This is a genomic window from Paenibacillus sp. FSL H3-0469 (genome assembly GCF_038051945.1).
GTDB lineage: Bacteria > Bacillota > Bacilli > Paenibacillales > Paenibacillaceae > Paenibacillus_AQ.
On sequence record NZ_CP150302.1, the window covers coordinates 1675119 to 1695316 of the forward strand.

21 protein-coding genes are annotated in these 20198 nt (G+C 54.8%); 1 reads left to right on the forward strand and 20 read right to left on the reverse strand.

What is annotated here, in order from left to right:
• Positions 1-10: 10 nt before the first annotated feature.
• From NSS83_RS07360 to NSS83_RS07430, 15 genes are all read right to left on the reverse strand, one after another.
• Positions 11-1312: an amidohydrolase gene (locus NSS83_RS07360; RefSeq protein WP_341184997.1), complete on the reverse strand. Its 1302-nt coding sequence runs from the start codon at positions 1310-1312 to the stop codon at positions 11-13.
• Positions 1302-1952: a redox-sensing transcriptional repressor Rex gene (locus tag NSS83_RS07365; protein ID WP_341184996.1), complete on the reverse strand. Its 651-nt coding sequence runs from the start codon at positions 1950-1952 to the stop codon at positions 1302-1304. The genes NSS83_RS07360 and NSS83_RS07365 overlap by 11 nt, the downstream gene beginning before the upstream one ends.
• Positions 1953-2090: 138 nt before the next feature.
• Positions 2091-4952 carry an ATP-dependent DNA helicase DinG gene (gene dinG / locus NSS83_RS07370; protein ID WP_341184995.1) on the reverse strand — a complete coding sequence of 954 codons (2862 nt, stop codon included), beginning with the start codon at positions 4950-4952 and terminating at the stop codon, positions 2091-2093.
• A gap of 116 nt (positions 4953-5068) precedes the next feature.
• Complete coding sequence (locus NSS83_RS07375) at positions 5069-5707, reverse strand: hypothetical protein (protein ID WP_341184994.1); 639 nt, start codon at positions 5705-5707, stop codon at positions 5069-5071.
• Between the two features lie 114 nt (positions 5708-5821).
• Positions 5822-6205, reverse strand: coding sequence for an aspartate 1-decarboxylase (gene panD, locus NSS83_RS07380; protein ID WP_036727238.1), 384 nt, complete (start codon positions 6203-6205; stop codon positions 5822-5824).
• The gene (panC, locus tag NSS83_RS07385) at positions 6198-7088 is read right to left on the reverse strand and encodes a pantoate--beta-alanine ligase (RefSeq protein ID WP_341184993.1); all 891 of its coding nucleotides are present in this window, start codon (positions 7086-7088) and stop codon (positions 6198-6200) included. The genes panD and panC overlap by 8 nt, the downstream gene beginning before the upstream one ends.
• A gap of 1 nt (position 7089) precedes the next feature.
• The gene (gene panB / locus NSS83_RS07390) at positions 7090-7956 is read right to left on the reverse strand and encodes a 3-methyl-2-oxobutanoate hydroxymethyltransferase (RefSeq protein WP_341347970.1); all 867 of its coding nucleotides are present in this window, start codon (positions 7954-7956) and stop codon (positions 7090-7092) included.
• 773 nt (positions 7957-8729) lie between these two features.
• Entirely contained in the window at positions 8730-9530 is an 801-nt protein-coding gene (locus NSS83_RS07395; RefSeq protein ID WP_341347971.1) for a biotin--[acetyl-CoA-carboxylase] ligase, read from the reverse strand.
• Positions 9523-10959: a CCA tRNA nucleotidyltransferase gene (locus tag NSS83_RS07400; RefSeq protein WP_341347972.1), complete on the reverse strand. Its 1437-nt coding sequence runs from the start codon at positions 10957-10959 to the stop codon at positions 9523-9525. Before NSS83_RS07400 ends, NSS83_RS07395 begins: the two co-directional genes overlap by 8 nt.
• A gap of 10 nt (positions 10960-10969) precedes the next feature.
• Positions 10970-12127, reverse strand: coding sequence for an N-acetyl-alpha-D-glucosaminyl L-malate synthase BshA (gene bshA, locus NSS83_RS07405; protein WP_341184989.1), 1158 nt, complete (start codon positions 12125-12127; stop codon positions 10970-10972).
• A gap of 91 nt (positions 12128-12218) precedes the next feature.
• Entirely contained in the window at positions 12219-12923 is a 705-nt protein-coding gene (bshB1, locus tag NSS83_RS07410) for a bacillithiol biosynthesis deacetylase BshB1 (RefSeq protein WP_341184988.1), read from the reverse strand.
• Entirely contained in the window at positions 12920-13345 is a 426-nt protein-coding gene (gene mgsA, locus NSS83_RS07415) for a methylglyoxal synthase (RefSeq protein ID WP_076079195.1), read from the reverse strand. The genes bshB1 and mgsA overlap by 4 nt, the downstream gene beginning before the upstream one ends.
• A 17-nt stretch (positions 13346-13362) precedes the next feature.
• Complete coding sequence (gene dapB, locus NSS83_RS07420; protein ID WP_341184987.1) at positions 13363-14166, reverse strand: 4-hydroxy-tetrahydrodipicolinate reductase; 804 nt, start codon at positions 14164-14166, stop codon at positions 13363-13365.
• A 32-nt stretch (positions 14167-14198) separates the two neighbouring features.
• On the reverse strand, positions 14199-14720 hold the full coding sequence (locus NSS83_RS07425; RefSeq protein ID WP_341184986.1) for a tetratricopeptide repeat protein: 522 nt from the start codon (positions 14718-14720) through the stop codon (positions 14199-14201).
• 59 nt (positions 14721-14779) lie between these two features.
• Positions 14780-15109, reverse strand: a complete 330-nt coding sequence (locus tag NSS83_RS07430) for a nucleotide pyrophosphohydrolase (RefSeq protein ID WP_036698080.1) — start codon at positions 15107-15109, stop codon at positions 14780-14782.
• 167 nt (positions 15110-15276) lie between these two features.
• Here NSS83_RS07430 and NSS83_RS07435 point away from each other — a divergent pair, with 167 nt between their 5' ends.
• Complete coding sequence (locus NSS83_RS07435) at positions 15277-16149, forward strand: YitT family protein (protein ID WP_341184985.1); 873 nt, start codon at positions 15277-15279, stop codon at positions 16147-16149.
• An 84-nt stretch (positions 16150-16233) separates the two neighbouring features.
• Here the strand turns inward: NSS83_RS07435 and NSS83_RS07440 are convergent, their stop codons facing one another.
• The 5 genes from NSS83_RS07440 to NSS83_RS07460 form a co-directional block, all read right to left on the reverse strand.
• Positions 16234-17133 carry a sporulation protein YpjB gene (locus NSS83_RS07440; RefSeq protein ID WP_341184984.1) on the reverse strand — a complete coding sequence of 300 codons (900 nt, stop codon included), beginning with the start codon at positions 17131-17133 and terminating at the stop codon, positions 16234-16236.
• 55 nt (positions 17134-17188) lie between these two features.
• On the reverse strand, positions 17189-17836 hold the full coding sequence (locus NSS83_RS07445) for a DUF1405 domain-containing protein (protein WP_341184983.1): 648 nt from the start codon (positions 17834-17836) through the stop codon (positions 17189-17191).
• A gap of 104 nt (positions 17837-17940) precedes the next feature.
• Positions 17941-18816: a c-type cytochrome gene (locus NSS83_RS07450; protein ID WP_341347973.1), complete on the reverse strand. Its 876-nt coding sequence runs from the start codon at positions 18814-18816 to the stop codon at positions 17941-17943.
• A 23-nt stretch (positions 18817-18839) separates the two neighbouring features.
• Positions 18840-19511 (reverse strand): cytochrome b6, encoded by a 672-nt coding sequence (locus NSS83_RS07455; protein WP_036727267.1) that lies wholly within the window; start codon positions 19509-19511, stop codon positions 18840-18842.
• Between the two features lie 5 nt (positions 19512-19516).
• Positions 19517-20071: a ubiquinol-cytochrome c reductase iron-sulfur subunit gene (locus tag NSS83_RS07460; RefSeq protein WP_340752899.1), complete on the reverse strand. Its 555-nt coding sequence runs from the start codon at positions 20069-20071 to the stop codon at positions 19517-19519.
• Positions 20072-20198 lie beyond the last annotated feature (127 nt).

A 20198-nucleotide genomic window follows, 5' to 3' on the forward strand; every position in this document is an offset into this window, starting at 1 on the left:
TTCCCCTGAATTACCGTTTAAGCAGGCTCTCGAACGTCTCCTGTGCTTTGCGGCGGATGGCTTCTTCATCAAGTGTCAGGCATTGTCCATGCTTCACAACCTGCTGGCCGTTCACCCATACATGCTCTACATCCTTGGCGCTGGCCGAATAGACGGCATGGGAGAGCAGATCGGTATGCGGGAGCATATGCGGCTGGTCAATATCAAGTGCGATGAAGTCGGCCTTCATCCCTGCTGCAAGCCGTCCTACCCCGCTCAGGAAAATAGACTGTGCCCCGTACTCCGTGGCCATCAGAAGCGCCTCAGGAGCCGGTACGGCTGTAGGATCACCGCTTACGCCCTTATGGATCAGAGCCGCCAGCCTCATCTCTTCAAACATATCCAGATTGTTGTTGCTTGCTGCACTGTCTGTACCCAAAGAGACCTTAACCCCGGCTCGCAGCAGCTCAGGAACACGCGCAACACCGCTCGCCAGCTTCAGGTTACTGCCTGGGTTATGCGACACACCAACGTTATGGCGGGCCAGAATTCCAATCTCCTCATCGTTCAGATGAACGCCGTGGGCAATGAGCGAAGGACGGGTGAACATGCCGAGCTTCTCCAGATGCGCGACCGGACGAAGACCGTAGTCGGCCACGTTCTGCTCCACTTCATGGCGCGTCTCGGACATATGGGTATGCATCGGCAGATCCAGATCATGCGCAGCCTGCACAAACTTCATGAAAAACTCTGGAGGACAGGTATACGGGGCATGCGGCGAGAGCATGGTCGTAATTCTGCCGTCAGCCTTGCCATGCCAGTTACGGGCAAAAGCAACGGCCTCAGCGAGCTTCGCTTGCTGTACCTCTGCCGGACACAGCCCAATCACGCCGCGCATCAGCACCGCCCGAATACCGGATTGCTCCGTCACTTCCGCTACCCGGTCCATATGATCATACATATCGAGGAAGGTGGTTGTGCCGCCCTTCAGCATTTCCAGTACGGACAATGAGGTTCCCCAATATACATCATCACCAGTGAATTTCTCTTCCATCGGCCACATCTTTTCCTGCAGCCACGTCTGAAGCACCATATCGTCGCCGTATCCGCGCAGCAGTGACATGGCAGTATGTCCATGGGTGTTGACCAGACCAGGCATAAACAGCAGACGGCTGCCGTCTACGACCTGAGCGCCATCGTCCACTACCGGCTCAGCTTCACCTATGTAAGTAATCAGATCATTCTCAAGGGTCATATACCCGCTTAGAACCGGCTTATCGCTGCCCGGAACCAGAAAGTGCCCGTTCTTGATTATCGTGATCTTACTGCTCATCTTCAGTTTCATCCTTTCCATCATGCAAATAATAGGCCAGGCTCTGCAGATCTGTGGTGAAATCTGCGGCATGAATCCGGATATTGGCAGGCGTCTTGAGAATAACCGGTGCGAAGTTCAGAATCGCCTCGATGCCGGAGTCCACAAGAATATCAGCTACATTCTGGGCTTCGCTGTCAGGTACGGTAATAATCCCGATCCGGATGCCCTGCGAGCGGATGGTGCTGCTTAGCTCCTCCATCGGCTGCACAACCAGCGAGTTGATCTGCTGGCCCACCTTTGGCGGGTAAGCATCGAAGATCGCAGTAATCTTCATCGTATCCTTCAAGTAAGCGTTGTAGTTAGATAAGGCATGACCGAGATTACCGGCTCCAACCAGTGCAACATTAATTTGCTGGTCAAGCTTCAGGATATGGCGGATCTTCTCAATCAGATAGGATACATCATAGCCGATGCCCTTCCGGCCGAAGTCACCGAAATAAGCCAAATCCTTACGGATCTGGGCGGGATTCAGATCAAGCTTCTGGCCCAGCTCCTGAGAAGAGACTGTGGAGATTTCACGTTTTTGGAGATCGTTCAGGAAACGCAGGTACACTGGGAGCCTGCGCACGACGGCCTCCGATATTTTATCCGATTTCATGTATTCTCCTCCTTAAAAGTTGTGTTAGACCCGTACAATTATAGCAACCGTGCCCCCCGCCTGCCGGACCGGCAGGACAGGGCGGGAACGGCTCTTCAGGTGAATCATGACTTATTAATAATAGCAATAGCAGATGAATTAGGAAACCCCGCCGTCATCCAGCCATTCGGCAATTCTCGGGACCATCTGCTCAGTGAGCATATGCTCCATCTTGGGACCGGGGAGTGAATACAGGAAGTACTTTCCGTAATACGATTCAATGACTCTGGTATCATACACAATTACGATGCCCCGGTCCTGCGCCGTGCGGACCAGCCGCCCGAAGCCCTGCTTGAAGCGGATGACAGCCTGCGGCACGGACAGCTTCATGAACGGGTTCTTCTTCTGTGCCTGAAGCAGCTCCGACTTCGCTTCTGCCAGCGGGTGATTCGGCGGCTGGAACGGCAGTCTGACAATCGCCAGGCAGGTCAATGCTTCTCCCGGAATATCCACCCCTTCCCAGAAACTGCTGGTACCCAGCAGGACCGAAGCGGGGCTGTCCTGGAAGCGGCGGATCAGCTTGCTTCGGCTGCCGCCCTCCACACCCTGTCCGAGCACCGCGATATCCTGAGAGGCAAGTGCTTCCTTCAGGGGGTCATACACCTGCCGCAGCATCTTGTAGGAGGTGAACAGCACCAGCATCCGGCCCCTTGTAGTTACAGCAGTCTCGGCAAGGGAATGTACAAGCGTGTCCACAAACCGGGCATCCCCTATACTTCCCTTGACGCTCGGGAAGTCGCGGGGAATGACCAGGAGCGCCTGCTCACGGTACTTGAACGGCGAAGGAAGCAGCGCAGTCATCAGACGCCCCTGCTCCGCAGCTTCACCAAGGCCCAGATTATCGATCATGAACTGGAAGGACTTATCCACGGATAAGGTGGCCGAGGTCAGGACAATACTTTTCTTCTTGTCGAAGAACAGCTCCCTGAGCTGGGTACTGACATCTACAGGAACGGCATACATTTGCAGCGACTTACCTTTATAATTACCGCTTCCCTCCAGCCAATACACGATATTCTCATCGTTCAGGCTCATGAAGAAGCGGATTTGCTCTCTGATGGATGCCAGATCCTTGAATAAGCCGCCGATATCAGTCACAAGACTGTCCGAGGAGGATTGGCTGTCCGTGTCCCGCATCTCACTGAGCATTTTGTCACCCTTACGGATGATGTCGCTTAGACTGAGGTTCAGTGTATTCTCAAGGGCAGCCAACTCCTCCCAATCCTTCGGCTTCTTGCCCGGCTGCAGGCGCGCCACCAGCTGGCCTGCTTCACCGGCCCCGGCATCGCTGCGCTCGGGCAGCAGGCTGAAGAGCCGGTCGCTGAGCGCATCCCAGGATTCCTTCACCGTCAGCAGATCGGGATAGATCCGGTCGATCACGCCGCTCCATTCGGAAGCCTGCTCACTGCCCGAAGACTGCAGACTCTGCCGGAGAGCAGGCAGCTGCCCGCTCCGGCTATCCTTGTAGAGACGGGTGAGGGTATGGGCAAATGTGAAATATTTCATCTGCATGCCAAGATGCTTGCCGGCAATATCCTCCAAATGATGGGCTTCATCAATAACAAGATGGTCGTAAGCCGGAAGAAGCTGATGTCCGGCTTTGACATCTGCGAACAGCTTGGAGTGATTGGTGACCACCACATCGGAGATCCCGGCTTCATGCTTAGCACGGTGGTAATAGCATTTGCGGAACCAGGGACAGGCGCGTCCCAGGCAGGAGTCGGTATCGCTGGCTACAGTCTCCCAGAAATCCCCGCCCCGTCCGCTTAAGTTAAGCTCCTCATCATCGCCGGTCGTCGTCTGGGTCAGCCAGACAAGCATCTGTGCAGCGGTGAGTGCTTCTTCCCTTGGACTCGTAAAATCCTTTTTGTTCATTCTATGCTCGAACTTGCGCAGACACAAATAGTGCCCTCTTCCCTTAAAGATGGAGGCCTTGAACGGGAACGGCACAACGCTGGTTAAGAGCGGGATATCCCGCTCACGCAGCTGGTCCTGAAGGTTGATGGTATGGGTGCTGACCATCACCTTCTGGTCACTTTTCACACTATGGTAGATGGCCGGAAGCAGGTAGCCCAGCGACTTGCCGGTGCCAGTTCCCGCTTCAATCAGCAGATGCTTGTCCTGCTCAAGCGCTGTAATGACCTCATGGATCATCAGCTCCTGGGCTTCACGGCTCTCATATTGGGGAAGAGCGGCCTTCAGCCGCAGCGTCACCTCATCCATATACTCTTCAAAGGTAATATTCTCCAGCGGGTTGACGCTTCCTTCCTCCCGCGGCGAAGCCAGCTCCGCCCAGTCCCCCACCGCCAGCGCAAGCTGGCGGTAGAAGCTAAGCTCCCCTTCCGGCTGAAAGGTCTCCATCTCCCGTTCCCGCAGCAGACCGTCGAAGTACCAGGCCAAATCACTGTCTTCGTCCGCGAACAGCTCATTCAGCCGCTGAATGGTCAGCAGCGGCAGACTGTGCAGCTCTTCCAGACATTTGAGCAGCACAATAGCCGTGGCAAGTGCATCACTGTCCGCCTGATGCGGACGGTCATGCGTAATGCCGAAGTGGCTGCTTACCGCGCCTAACTGATACGTGCTCAGCGAGGGAAAGCATATTTTGAGAAAATCAATCGTATCCAGAATCCGCCCCTGAAACGGCAGATAGCCGCAGCGGTCCAGCGCATTCTGCAAAAAATGAAAATCAAACGCTACATTGTGTCCGACAAGAACGACATCATCCAGCAGCGGCACCAGCTCCATCATCATCTCATCAAGCTCCGGCGCATCCTGTACATCACTGTCTGTAATTCCGGTCAGGCCCGTAATAAAAGGAGGAATTGGCGCTCCGGGCTTGACGTAGGAACCATACACCCGGGAGATCGTCCCGTCTTCTTCTATAATGGCAAGGCCAACCTGGATGATCTCTCCCACAGATTGGGTTCCCGTAGTTTCAAAATCAAGCACGGCAAATTTCATTATAAGTTCTATTCCCTTTCACTTGAGACTCTTTATCAGCATAACAGAAGTTACGAAAAAAGGCGATGCACACCCCGGGAAACGGGGCACATCGCCTAAAGAAACCGAGGATAAAGTTATAAAAGCGAAACCAGCTGATGGCCAAACTCCAGCTTCCCGCCCCGTCTGCGGCATACCTCCAGATTCACATTCGGCTCCGGCAGATCCGGGTCATGCAGCAGCGACAGGCTGAACAGCTCGCTGGCTTCATTGAAGCGTTCCTGGGAAGCCCGGATACAGCCCAGCGCATTATAGATCATCGCCTTCAGCTTCACCTCACGGATCAGGCCCAGCATGTGGTTCAGATGTCCCCAGGCGGTGTCGCCTTCACCTTCCTGGAGGTAAGCCATGGCCAGATACAGGCGGGCAGCGAGGCTGTCCGGATACTTAGCCGTAACCTCCCTGAACTGTTCAATGCACTTGCGGTACATCAGCAGCTTGTAATAGCCCTGGCCCCTGACAAAAGCATCCATCCCAAGCTCGGGCGCTTCCTCTTCCGGCAATTCCTCTGGCGGAGTCTGGAAATCGGCCTGTTCCCGGAACTCGCTCAGCTTCTCGGCGAAGAGCAGCCACTCATCCATTACATTATCACTGATTCGGTGGAGCATATTATACTTGGATAAAAGATCGCTTCGGCGGGCACCCTCCGCAGTAGGATAGTCGGCTTTGATCTCCTGGAGCATCTTGTTCATCTCAGCAAATAAATGTTGAAACACCGGACATCCCACCCTTACTGATAATGAAGTCAGCTTAAGCTTGCCTAAGTTCATTATCAGCAAGTACAGGGGTCTTCATCCCTGCCATTGATTACATGGCTCAAAGCGCGGACTTCAGGCAATTGTAGCGTGAATCTCGTGATCCGCCAGCTTCACCGGCTTGTTGCCAGCATCAACGAACACTACAGTCGGCTTGTGGGCCGCCAGCTCCTCGGAGGACATGACAGCGTAGGAAATTATAATCACGGTATCGCCAGGCTGAACCAGACGCGCCGCCGCCCCGTTCAGACAAATGACGCCGCTGCCGCGCGGACCTGGAATGACATAAGTCTCCAGACGGGAACCGTTATTATTATCCACGATCTGCACCTTCTCATTCTCCAGCAGATCAGCGGCTTCCATCAGATCCTCATCAATGGTAATGCTGCCCACATAATTAAGATTGGCTTCAGTAACCGTTGCCCGGTGGATCTTGGATTTCATCATATGTCTAAACAAGAGCGTGTGCCTCCTTAGGAATAAATACATTATTATCAATCAGGCGGGTTCTGCCGAACTTCACAGCCAGAGCCATTATAACCTCTCCGCCCGCATCCGTCAGCCTGTTGCCGCCTTCCAGCTCTTCCAGATCAGGGAAGGTTAGAATTTCCGCATAATCAATCACTGCGAGCGGGGATTCAGAAATGACCGAGACCAGCAGGGCCCGCGCTTCATCTACCGTACAAATGCTGCCCTCTTCCATAGCCTGACGCACTTCGCGCAGGGAACGCGATAATACCAGTGCCTGTCTGCGCTCCTCGCTGCTCAGATAGACATTACGGGAGCTAAGCGCCAGCCCGTCTTCCTCGCGCACAATAGGACAGGCGATGATGTCCACGTTCATGTTAAGATCAGACACCATCCGGCGGAGAACAGCTACCTGCTGGGCATCCTTCAGTCCGAAGAAGGCGTAATCCGGCTGCACGATATGGAACAGCTTGCTGACCACAGTAGTCACTCCGTCAAAATGTCCCGGACGCGAAGCGCCGCAGAGCTGCGACGTAAGCGAGGAGACCGATACGCCTGTACGGATCGGCTGCGGATACATCTCTTCAACACTGGGGATGAACACCAGGTCCGCGCCTTCACGTTCAGCCAGCTCCAGATCGCGCTGTTCATCCCGCGGATAGGAAGCAAAATCCTCATTCGGGCCAAACTGCAGCGGATTGACGAAAATACTCATCACCACCGTGCCGCTCTTCTCCCCTGCCTTACGCAACAGGCTGGCATGTCCTTCGTGCAGATATCCCATGGTGGGCACAAAACCAACCGGGCCATGGCCCCCTTGACGCATATATTCAAGCGCTTCGCGCAGTTCAGCAATCGTTCGGATGACTCTCATGTTATTTCGCTCCTTTGCCGGCATTGCCGTATAAAGATTCCAGAACCGTCTCGTCCGCGCTGAACACATGCTCTTCCGCAGGGAACGAGCGGTCCTTCACTTCCTGAACATAGCTGGTGATGCCTTCACGGATCAGGGAGCCGACATCGGCGTAGGTTTTGACGAATTTTTTCTCCCGGTAAGGGGAGGCATACCGCAGTACGTCATGGAACACCAGAACCTGTCCGTCACAGTAGCGTCCTGCACCGATACCGATGGTCGGTATACTGACCGCCTTGGAGATCGCCTCCGCCACCTCTTCTGTCATCAGCTCCAGCACAATGCCGAAGGCCCCAGCGGCTTCCAGCGCCTTCGCTTCGTCCATCAGCCGCTGTGCATCCTTGGCATCCTTACCCTGAATCCGGTAGCCGCCGATCATATTAACCGACTGCGGGGTCAGGCCGATATGGCCGAGCACCGGAACTCCGGCAGCGACAACAGCGGATACTGCGGAGCAGATTTCGAGGCCGCCTTCCATTTTGATCGCATGGGCCTGGCCTTCCTGCATCAGTCTGCGCACACCGCGCAAGGTCTCATCCACGCTTCCGTGATAGGTCATGAACGGCATATCTGCCACTATAAAAGTATTAGGCGCCCCGCGCTTCACCGACCGGGTATGGTAGACCATATCCTCTATGGTAACCGGCAGCGTGGTGTCATAACCAAGCACAACATTTCCCAGAGAATCACCGACCAGAATCAGATCAATGCCGGCTTCTTCCGCCAGCAGGGCTGAAGGGTAGTCATAAGCGGTCAGCATGCTCAGGGGCACACCGTCCGTTTTCATTTTTTTCATCTTGATAATATTCAGTGCGTGTTTGTCTGCCATGTCGCTCTCATTCCCCTTTTCCATAAAATACGCGGGTATCCGCGCAAACAAAAAAACCTTTTAGCATGGTCCGCTAAAAAGGTCCGAAGGGCAAAAAAGAGTCACTCGCGATCGTCCCTTCTGTCTCGGTCCTTACGGCTCAGAGCAGAATCCAACGTAACCGTTACATCCAGTTATGAAGGTACATCCGGTAAAACAAAGAAAACAATTACGTGAGTACAGCTCGCCATGCGATGCCGCCTCATGAGCACAGTATACCAAAAAAACACAAAAATAAACACCTTAAAATATGACATGGCCGCCCTCGTGGTCGTGAGGAGCGGCCTTGATGGCATTCTAACAAGGTAAAGTACAAAGCTGCGTTCATAGCTAAAAAGAGAGATAAGTGTATTATGTACAAATAACAACAGTGAAGCGGAAGACTTTCCTCTCAGGAGTTCGTGTAACGAAACCCTATCATTCCCAAAAATCTAACGGACCGAAGAGACCTTATTCCCGCGATAACGCCCCCTTTTGCAGCGTAACGGACTCAGGAGCTCTTATCATCTTTCTGAAAGACGTTTTGGGGCTGAATTGCAGGGGATAAGGTCCTTGCGGTCCGTTAATCGCCCAAGTGACGGCTTTCTTTATGCATAAGAGCACCTCAGTCCGTTGTGCTAAGCCAAACGCCCTTAAAGAACACCCGTCGCTTGGAAAAAATGTAAATTGAAGGGGAATTGTGTCTGCTCCACTAACTTTAATCTGATGAGATACTAGTTAAATCTGATGCTCTTCTAAATCATTTCAATTTCGCCGGACAGTACGCTCACTACCTCACCGGATTCGTTACGCAGCAGCAGCCCGCCGTTGTCGTTCAGACCTACAGCAGTAGCCTCGGTGCGGCCTTGGGGAGTATTCACGCATACCTGACGCCCCAGTGTTACCGACATCGACTCCCACAGCTCCTTCACGGGCTGAAAGCCGTGTTCCAGATAGACAAGATACAAATATTCGAGTTCCTCCAGCACAGCTTCCGCAAGCCTCGTACGGTCTACAGGAATGCCGCCGCCTTCGATCAGCAGCGATGTACCAATCCCGCGCAGCTCCTCCGGGTAGTCTTCCCCGGTCAGATTGGCAGCGATGCCTATACCGGCGATGCAGTAATGCAGCCTGCCTTCGCGAAGCGAGGATTCCAGCAGGATTCCGCAGATTTTGCGGCCGCCGGCCAGCAGGTCATTCGGCCACTTGATGCCGGCAGGCACCCCGGTAACCTCACGGATTGCTGTGCAGACAGCCACTCCGGCCAGCAGCGTCAGCTGCGGAGTCAAGGCCAGCGGCAGATCCGGACGCAGCACCAGGCTCATCCAGATTCCTTTGCCGTGAGGGGAGTGCCATTTGCGGCCCATCCGCCCGCGCCCGCCGGTCTGCGCCTCGGCCATGACTGTTGTTCCTTCCGGTGCGCCGCCCTCGGCAAGTATTTTGGCTTCCTCCTGTGTGGAACCGACTGTATCCAGCCGCTGAATTCCCTTGGACCAGCCGGGAACGAATGCCTCCCGCTTCAACACGCCGGAATGCTGCGTATGACCGCTATTCATCTCTATCCATCCTTTGCGCTGCTTGCAGCAGTAATTGGGTGTCATTGGCAAGGTCACCTGCCGCGACAGCCAGAAGAAGCTGGTTCAGCAATACGCCCAGCCACGGGCCGGGACGCTTCTCCAGCGCCGCTGTCACCTCATGGCCGCTCACCGCCAGCTCAGGGAGCGTGCGGACCGGCATCTCTGCAGTCCAGGACCGCAGGAGGCTGGTGGAGACCGTTGGGATGGTGCTTGCGTCCGCAGCTGTGGCGGGGACATCTGACGACGTGGCGGATACGCCGTCTCTGCCAGGGACGTCTGACGATGTGGCGGATACGCCGTCTCTGCCAGGGACGTCTGACGACAGGTCGGCTGCACCTGCGTCAGAAGCGGACGCGGCGTTAGCCCCCGCCGCCGCCTCAAGCAGCGTCAGCCACCCTTCGGCGGCTGAATGGCCATAGCCCAGCACGGCGGCGATCCACCGCCGCCGCAGCAGCTCCCCGGCGCCGGAAGCCTCCGGCCGCGCCGAGGACAACGCCGCGTCCCAGGCTTCGCGGACGCGGAGCACGGCGACGACGCCAGTGCGCGTCGCCCCCGGGAACGTCCATGCCCGCAGGAGCTCATCGGCGCACTGCGCCGACGATCCCAGGGCATGCAGCAGGAGCGCCCAGCGCAGGCGGGCGCTCTCCAGGTTCCCGAGACCGGCGAGGCGGGCGGCGGCAGCCGCCAGGTCCCGGCCGGTCCAAGGGAACGGCGCTTTGCCGCGCGGCAGCAGGCCGCTGCGCAGCAGGAGCCCCAGCCCGCGCTGCGGGTGCGGGCCTTCCAGGATGCGCTCCACCTCGGCGCGCACCCGCTCCACAGCAATATGCGCCAGCTTGTCACGCTGGCGCAGCAGACCGCGCCAGGTATTCTTCGCAATCGCGAAATCCAGCACAGAAGCAAAACGTACGCAGCGCAGCATCCGCAGCGCATCCTCCTCGAAGCGTTCCTCTGCTTCGCCTACACAACGGATCACGCGGAGCTTGAGATCACGCTCCCCTCCGAAAGGATCAATCCACCCGCCGTCCAGGCCGCAGCAGATGGCGTTGATCGTGAAATCACGTCGGCGCAGATCCTCCCGTACATCCCTGACGAATACGACATGCTCCGGACGCCGGTGATCGGCATAGCCGCTCTCCGTCCGGTAGGTCGTAACCTCTAAGCTGTAGCCCTCCTGCAGCACAGTGATCGTGCCATGCGCCAGTCCGGTAGGGACGCAGCGCGGAAACAGGGCCATCACCTCCTCCGGCAGTGCGGAGGTAGTAATGTCTATGTCATGCACCGGACGGCACAGCAGCTCATCGCGCAGGCAGCCGCCGACGAAATAAGCTTCATGGCCGCCTGCCAGCAGGCCGGCAACAACAGCTCCGGCGGCTTCCGCCATGCCGGGTGGTGCCATTCTCCATTCCATAACGGACTCCTTACCCCCGGATCGGGTCTAATCCGGATACCTTGCGCCCAAGCACACGGTAGTAGATATCTTCATATTGATTGGTAATCATATCTCTGCTGAAATCATGGCACGACCGATCCAGACAAGCGCGCCGGAAGCTCTCAGCCATTGCTGCATCCGAGAGCAGCCGGACGGCATACTCTGCCATCGCTTCTGTGTCGCCGACTGGCGCGAGGAATCCGGTCTTGCCATGCTGAATCAGCTCCGGAATGCCCCCGGCCTGTGAGCCGATAGTGGGAACACCGCAGGCCATCGCTTCCAGAGCGACAAGCCCGAAGCTCTCTTTCTCAGAAGGAAGCAGCAGCAGGTCCGCCAGGGAGATCACCTGGGCAATCTCGTCCTGCTTACCCAGGAAGCGGACATGATCGTCCAGCCCCATCTCGCTGATCTTGGCTTGAATCTTAGGCAGGTCAGGCCCTTCGCCGACCAGCAGCAGCTTGGAAGGCACCTGCCGGTTCACCTTGGCGAACACATCCACCACATCACTTACCCGCTTGACCGGGCGGAAATTGCTGATATGCATCAGAATTTTCTCATCCGGTGCCGCGAAGTCGCCCCGCAGATCCGTGACATCCCGTGGATAATAGACACGCTTATCCACGAAATTATAAGTCAGATCAATTTCACGCGTAATATCAAGCGCCTTACGGGTCTCCTTGATCAGATCACGGGAGACTGCGGTTACCGCATCGCTCTCGTTAATGCCCAGCCGGATCAGATCTTTCAGGGACTCATCCTGGCCCAGTACTGTAATATCCGTGCCGTGCAGCGTGGTTACCACTTTGATATCATTGCCAAGAATCTGCTTGGCCAGATAAGCACATACTGCATGCGGAACCGCATAATGGACATGGAACAGATCCAGATTCTGCATTTTGGCTACCTGCGCCATCTTGGTCGCCAGCGCCAGATCATATGGCGGATAGCGGAATACATAATAATCGTTAACCTCTACCTCATGGTAGAAAATATTCTTCTGAAACGTTCCCAGCCGAAACGGGATGCTGTGGGTAATAAAATGAACCTCATGGCCTTTTTCAGCCAATAGCTTGCCCAGTTCAGTTGCCACCACACCCGAGCCGCCAAGAGAAGGATAACAAGTGATGCCTATCTTTAGCCGCTCCATAGCTCCGCCCCTTCATTTAACTTAGCTCTATTACTTCAAGTAACGTTATGAATTAATTATAGTTGTTTTCCGGGCTTTGTCGAGTTCAGCCTTATCCGCGTGCAGCGCGGAACAGATCTACAGTATACGGAACCTTACCGGCGAACCCTTCGGCATAAGGAATGAGCCTGCGCTGGCCGAGCAGCATGTCTCTTGAACGGACGCGCTCGATATACCCTTCCGTCAATGGCGTTGCAACGGTATCTTCACCCGGAGCGAGTCCGAATTGGGAACGGTAGCAGGACAATGCCTGCTCCTTCAGCGGATACTGCGCAGTCACATCGACAATCAGATCTGTCCGTCCGAGATCATTAATGAAGTAGAAATATAACTCAGGCTCCGGGATAGCAGGCTTGTCCGGCATATATTTGCGCAGCTTGGCATTAAATACTGCTTCCTCCACCAGCTTACTGCAGGCAATATGGTCGGGATGGCGGTCTTCCCAGTAAGGGGCAAATACCATCGACGGGGCATTGCGGCGGATTTCCGCAGTAACAGCCGCCAAATGTCCTTCTGTCATATACAGGCCACGGTCAGGCAGCCCCAGGTTCGTCCGCACCGCCGCGCCCAGCACTGCGGCAGCCTGCTGTGCTTCCTGTTCCCGTAGCTCCACCGTTCCGTTCGAGGACATCTCTGCCCGGGTCAGATCGCACATTCCCACCTTGAAACCGGCGGCAGTATGCTTGGCAATCGTTCCTGCCATGCCGATCTCAGCATCATCCGCATGCGCGCCGAATACCAGAATGTCAAGCTTCATAACTCGTCCACACCCGGCTTGTATTTATGTACCAGCTCACGCCAGCCGAAATCTCCCCGGTCAATAGCCTTCACCAGGATTTCTGCTGTAGCAATATTCGTGGCAACCGGAATCCCGTACACATCACACAGACGCAGCAGCGCCGTAATATCCGGTTCATGCGGCTGGGCCATCAGCGGATCACGCAGGAAAATAATCAAATCCAGCTCATCTGTAGCGACCATCGAGCCGATCTGCTGGTCGCCGCCAAGCGGCCCGGACATGTAACGGTGAATGGAGAGCTTGGTCACTTCCATGATACGCTGGCCCGTAGTTCCGGTGGAGAATAACTTATGCCCTTCGAAGACATGCTCATAAGCAGTTACGAAATTAACTATTTCATCTTTTTTGCGGTCATGTGCGATAAAAGCAATTTTCAACATTCTGTTTCTCTCCCCGTCTATTCTATAAAATGCTCAAAACCGTAAATCAAGCCGGTATAGCCCATCACCTTTTGAATCCCGAGCTTGACTCCAGGCATATAACCCGCGCGCTCATAGGAGTCATGACGGATCTTCAGCGACTGCCCGAACCCGCCGAAAACAACCTCCTCCTGGGCAAAAACGCCCGGAAGACGCACACTGTGAATACGGAAGCCGTTATAATACCCGCCGCGCGAGCCTTCAATAATCTCTTCTTCCTCGGGATGTCCCTGGCGGAGCTCCTGCCGCGCCTCAGAGATCATCTCTGCCGTCTTAATCGCTGTTCCTGACGGAGCATCCAGCTTCTGGTCTCCGTGATATTCGATAATTTCGAGATGAGGGAAATACTTGGCGGCCTGGGCAGCGAATTTCATCAGCAGGATGGCGCCGATGGAGAAGTTAGGCGCAATCAGTCCGCCGATTCCCCGCTCCTGGCATTGCTTGTCCAGCCCGGCGATCTGCTCCGGCGTGAAGCCGGTGGTGCCGATAACCGGACGGACGCCGTACTTGACCGCCAGTGCAGTATTGCTATATGCCGACTGTGGAATCGTAAAATCTACCATTACATCGGCCTCTGTATCTGCAAGCGCAGTCTCCAGATCCGAAGTCACAAGTACACCGCATTCCTCAAGACCAACCAGCCGGCCGGCATCACTGCCATGTGCAGAGCGGTCAACCGCTGCTGCCAGCTCGAGTTCATCATCCTGCAATACCAGCTTCACAACCTCTTTGCCCATTCTGCCTCCGGCTCCGGAAACAACAATTCTGATCTTGTCACTCAAATGAATTCTCCCCGCTTTCCCTGGCTCTGTTATTATTGTATATAGTGTTGCAGCGATTTCTGCAGATCCTTCATCAGCAGACGCAGTCCGCTGTCATCCGGGTGCAGCGACATGACTTCTTTTAATACCGCAATCGCCTGCAGATGTTCGTTCATCCGGCTGTGCGCAATCGCCAGCCATACATAAGCATCTCCGTAGAGTGGGTCAAGCGATACAGCTTCCTTCAGCAGCGTAATCGGATGGTACGGATTCACACTGTCCGCTGCTTCATCCTCCAGCAGCCGCTTCGCTTCCTGCACAAGCTGTAGGGCCTGCAGATGCTGAAGATGCAGCTGATACTCCGGTTTGGTCCCATCCAGGCGGCGTGCGGCTATAGCATGTTCAAGTGCTTTATCCAGCATGCCGCTGCGGGCATAGGTAATAGAGCAGCGGTATCTGACTTCCGCATCATCAGGACTAGCAGCAATGGCCGCCTCGAACAAGATGATGGCCTCAGCAAAGTCACTGCGGAGTATCGAGCGGTAGGCCGCTTTTACATAATCATTATGATCCATATCCTCACCATCCTTACGGCTAAATCCCGTTCGTTTGGTACAGCATATGTAGCATAGGCCTAATCGGTGTTTTTGGGTGTCCAGCGCCCGGCATCACGCGTATTGAATTTGTGCATAACCTTATTATGTGCCTCAGTTAAGTCTATACCGAGTGAATTGGCGAAACAAACGGTAATGAAGAGAATGTCGCCCAGCTCCAGCTCAATCGAATTATCGGCTTCATCCGCTTTTTTCGGCTTCTCACCGAATTGATGGTTCACTTCGCGTGCCAGCTCTCCGACTTCCTCGGACATCCGGGCCAGCATCGACAGCGGACTGAAGTAGCCTTCTTTAAACTGTGAGATATAGGCATCCACCTCACGCTGAATGTCACCAAGACTTTTATCCATAAATTGTCGTTTCACCCCCGTGTGTTCTTGCCTTCTGTTTGCCCCTATGTTATCGTAAAGACGTTTTGAAGACAAATCTTTTTTGCAATGACGCCTGGAGCTTACGTGCTCTCCGGGGGGATCATTACATATAAATTGCCCATTTAGAGGCGTAGGCGAGGGATTATATGAGTTCAACCGTTAAAATCAGCACAGTCAGCAAAACAGTGGCCCCCATCATGCTGGGCACAGCCATCTACGCATTCGGACTACTGTATTTCATCATTCCCAACCAGCTGATGGAGGGCGGAGTTACCGGGATTACCATCCTGCTCAATTACGCCTTTAACATCCCGATCTTCTTAACGACACTGCTGCTGAACCTCCCGCTCTTTCTGCTCGGCTGGAAGGTGCTCGGGGCGAATCAGATCGTCTATACCGGACTCGGCATCGGCTCCCTGTCTTTTTTCCTCTGGTTATTTGAGCGGATGATCAAGGCGGGCTGGATTGTAACGTTCAGTACAGAGCATGATTTTATTCTTGCTTCATTATATGCAGGGGTCACTCTGGGTCTGGGTCTGGGGATTGTCTTCCGCTTCGGGGGGACTACCGGTGGTGTAGATATTGTAGCACGGATACTCAGCCGCAAGTTCGGCTGGAGTATGGGACAGATTATTCTGGCCGTGGATATCATCATAATTGGGGCTTCCCTGCTCTATATTCCCCGTGAGAAAATACTGTATACCCTCGTGGCGGTCTTCATCGCCTCACGCGTCATTGATTTCATCCAGGAAGGGGCTTACGCCGCCAAGGCCTTCACCATCATCAGCGATGAGGCTCCGCAGATTGCCGAGCTGATCACCGCAGAGATGGACCGCGGTGTAACCTTGATCCCGGCGATCGGCGCCTATTCCAAGCAGGCCAAGCACATGGTCTACTGTGTGGTCTCCAGACAGGAGATCCGCCGGCTTAGCCTGCTTGTGAAGTCGGTGGACCCTAAGGCCTTCGTCATTATCAGTGACGTTCATGATGTTCACGGCGAAGGCTTCCGGGAGACCTGATCTAATACACACATAAGGGCGGACCCCACAAGCAGCTATTGCTGGCTTGCGGGGTCCGCCCTCTTTATATCCTCTGTTACTACGCTACACAGTCTTCAAATCCCGCTTCTGGCCGCGGTACTTGCGGTAAGCCGTATACGCCAGCACCGTAAGGATGAATGTGCCAGCCAGCAGGGCCCAGAACCCGTATTGCTGCGGAGCCAGCGGCAGCGACAAGACCGGCTCGCTGCGGTCCTTGCCGAACATCACTCTTGCTGCATCTTGCCCATAGGATACAATCTCCAGCAGGCGGGCCCGTTCCACGGGCTGCTCCGAGCTTGCCATCCCTCCTGCGTAAGAGAGCCAGGAATCAAAGGTGTTCACCGCCTCAGCAGGCCGGGAGATAATCACCGCAGGCCGGATATTCGCGTACCGGCTCTGAAGTCTTGCCAGCGCCGCTGTCCAGCTCTTCAGATCATTCGCGGCGGCGCTTTGCTCCATATCGTTCAGATCCTCACGGACCAGCTTATAATACTGCATCCACATAGGCTGGCGGGGGTGATTGAGGCTGTTAGCGGCAAGCCGCAGCTTCGCCGCAGCCGCTTCCCATCTCTCCGGGGACGGCTGGGCCGCAGCCAGTGCGGACTTCATATCCAGGATCACGGACGAGAGTGCATTGATCCCCTCCACTGAGGTCATCCCTTCGAAGGAGGACGAGATGAAGATCTGCGAGATCTTCTCCGCTTCCTGGCGGGCCTTCAGCACATCACCTTCAAGCACATAGCCGTACAGAGCTTCCGCAGCCTGCTCCAGCCGCTGTGCTCCGCTTCTGGCCGTGAGCGCAGCGGGATCACTGGGTACACTTCCGGCTGCTTCTATGTAAGCTGTACTTCCCTGGTCTGCAGCAGCATCCCCTGCTTCAGCCTGAACACGGCCTCCGCTGATACCGGCGAGCAGCCAGCACAGCAGGATTCCTGACAGTATGAATACTTTTCTGCGCGGCATAAGACATCCCTCCCACCTTATTGTATGGCGGAAGGACAAGAGTTAGAACGGAGGCTCAGCGCTTCATCACAGTTCTGTCCGGAAGTGCCGGACGCCTTGTCCGGCCACAGAACAGCCAGGCAGCGGCCGTACTGAACAGCGTAAGCCCCATGGTGGAATACTGAACAGTGATAAGATCATCATCAAGCACCGAAGGCAGCCATGGATACACGCCTTGTGAATAATCCACTATATCATTAGCGAACGTCCACGCAAGCGCCACAGGCAGCATTCTCCGGAAGGTGAAGAACCGGGCATAGATCAGGACTTCCACAGCCATTCCGGTATGGGAGATCATCAGCATCCAGTCCTTCCAGGTGATGGAATCCCCCTGATAACCGCCGGCCACAATGATGCTGACCGCCCATATCCCGTACTTCACCGATGTTAACACAGCCAGCGCTTCAATCAGCTCACGCACCAGCGTTCCTGTAAGCCCTCTTGGCGGATAGAGCAACAGTAGTAGTGCAGCCGTGAAGAACAGACTGGCCGTAGGGCTGTCGGGAACGAACGGCAGTAGCCAGAGCGGTTCAGTCTGCGCTGTGAACGTGAGCTGATTGCCATACCACATATATCCGTAGACCGTCCCCAGCAGATTCACGATAAACAGCAGCCATATTATTCTGCGGTCCCTAAATAACTTCTCAAACCAATGACCCGGCATATGTACAACTTCCCCCCGACTGTAGCAGCTTCTTTTCATTACAACACTCATGACATAACAAAAACCTGAGCGCATATACGATCAGGTTTTGCGTTACTGTTATTTTACTGTCCGCTTTTTTGTTTGGCAAGCCAGCCGGCCAGCTCATCGATATCCTGGTCTGTCAGCCCTGCCCCCATAGCTGTCTCGTACATTGGCGGCATCTGACCCTTACCTTCTTTTATAATAGTAAGAATCGCCGCCTGATCATGCTTGTCGCCTACACCGCGAAGCGCAGGAATATTGCCTGAGCCCTTCATGTCTACCGCATGGCAGGTTATACAGGTTGCTTGCTTATAGAGAGCCATCGCCGGATCATCCTTGTCCACAATGGCAATATCCTTCGGCTTGACGGCGCTTGTGGTTGGCAAGCCCGCCGCCCTGTTCTCGGCCGCCTTCTCCTCGCGCTGAACATCCTCTGGTATCTGGCCGGTTTCAGCCATCTCATGCTTGTATTCTGTCCAGGCTGTGTTGGTCAAATAGACGATTGCAGCGAGGGACAGGAACATCAGTGAGGATGCAATCGGTCTGCGGTAGAACCGCCGCTCCGGGCCGGTATCCAGGAAAGGTGCCAGCAGCAGTGCCCCGAAGGCCACGCCTGTCACGCCCAGCGTTCCCAGCACAATATAGTCACCGGATGCGTAAGGAAGCTTCAAATACTGATAGAGGAACAGGAAATACCAGTCGGGAATTGGAATAACCGATGCTGCCGGATTGGCAGGGAACCCGAGCGGAGCCGGCTCTGAGATGGTCAGAACCAGAATTCCCACCAGCACCACTACGCCAACCATCCATTCCTTGAGCAGAAAGTTAGGGATAAAGGCTTCCGATTTGCCCGGATACGCCGTATAATCCGGCGGGGTAATGAATCCGTTCCCTCTGCGGACCCGGGAATCCCCGACGAATACCACCTTCTCTTTGGAGTCGTCTCCGTGTGCCATGACCGTGCCTCCTATACGTTATTTTACAGCGGACCGGATATGCCTTGTCTGCGGATCATAATGAAGTGCCCGACAAGCAGAATAAGCAGAACCGCCGGGAGGAAGAATACATGTAAGGCGAAGAACCGGGTCAGCGTCTCGGCGCCGGCAATACTGCCGCCCTGCATCAGCTCCTTGAGCACCGGCCCCATGAACGGAACCGAATTGGCGATCTCCAGCGTAACCTTGGTGGCGAAATACGCCTTGTTGTCCCACGGAAGCAGGTAACCGGTTAGTCCCAGTCCCAGCATGACGAAGAAAATCAGCATCCCCACCACCCAGTTCATCTCGCGCGGAGCCTTATACGAACCGGTGAAGAACACACGCATCGTATGAAGGAACATCATGACAATGACGAGACTCGCGCCCCAGTGATGCATGCCGCGGACGATTTTACCGAAGGCGACCTTGGTCTGCAGATATTCCACACTGGCGTAGGCATTAATGATATCCGGGACATAGTACATGGTCAGGAACATTCCTGAAAGGATCTGTATGACTGTGATGAAGAACGTTAGTCCGCCGAAGCAGTAGACAAAGGCTGAAAAGTGGTGTGCAGGATTGACATGCTCGGGGACCTCGTGGTCGGCAACATCTCTCCAGATCGGTGTAATATCCAGACGTTCGTCAATCCAGTTATATACGTTTTTGAACACGCCGTTCACGCCTCCTTCGCCGAAACAGTATTAGGGACGATTTCACCGAGATATACCCAGCCTCCGTCGATCTTGGTGGTGTACTGGTCCAACGGCTTGGCAGCTACGGCCAGTTGCCGGCCCTGCTTCGTATAGCGGGCGCCATGGCAAGGGCAATGATATTCATCGGGATACGCCTTGTTATTATTCCAGCCTACGGTGCAGCCCAGATGCTTGCAGATGGGTGAAAGCGCATAAATATCTCCGTTCGCGTCTTTACGAATCCACGCCGTAAGCATTGCTGTACTGGCATACCATCCGTCCTGCTGCGGAAGCTCGAAGGTGAACTCCTGAGGCTCCTCTGTAATTTTGGACGCTTCGGCTACCTTGATGAATTCCCCCTCGCCTTTTTTCTGCAGAATCGGATCTACAGCAAACCGGACCATCGGCAAAATAACGCCGGCCCCCATAAAGGCGGTAGCCCCACCTAACGTATAGGTCAAAAACTGTCTGCGTGACATCTCGTTTCGGCTGGGCGGTTCTTGCGGAAGTGACTCTTCTTCTTCATTAAGGCTGCTCATACTGTATGTAACCCCCTTTTCAAAATGTGAGAAGGCACCTGCAGAGTTGTTGCATAGTATTTTAGGTAAAAAATCCGTTTTCAATGAAAAATATCACAGTTCATATAAGTTCATCCTAATCATAGCT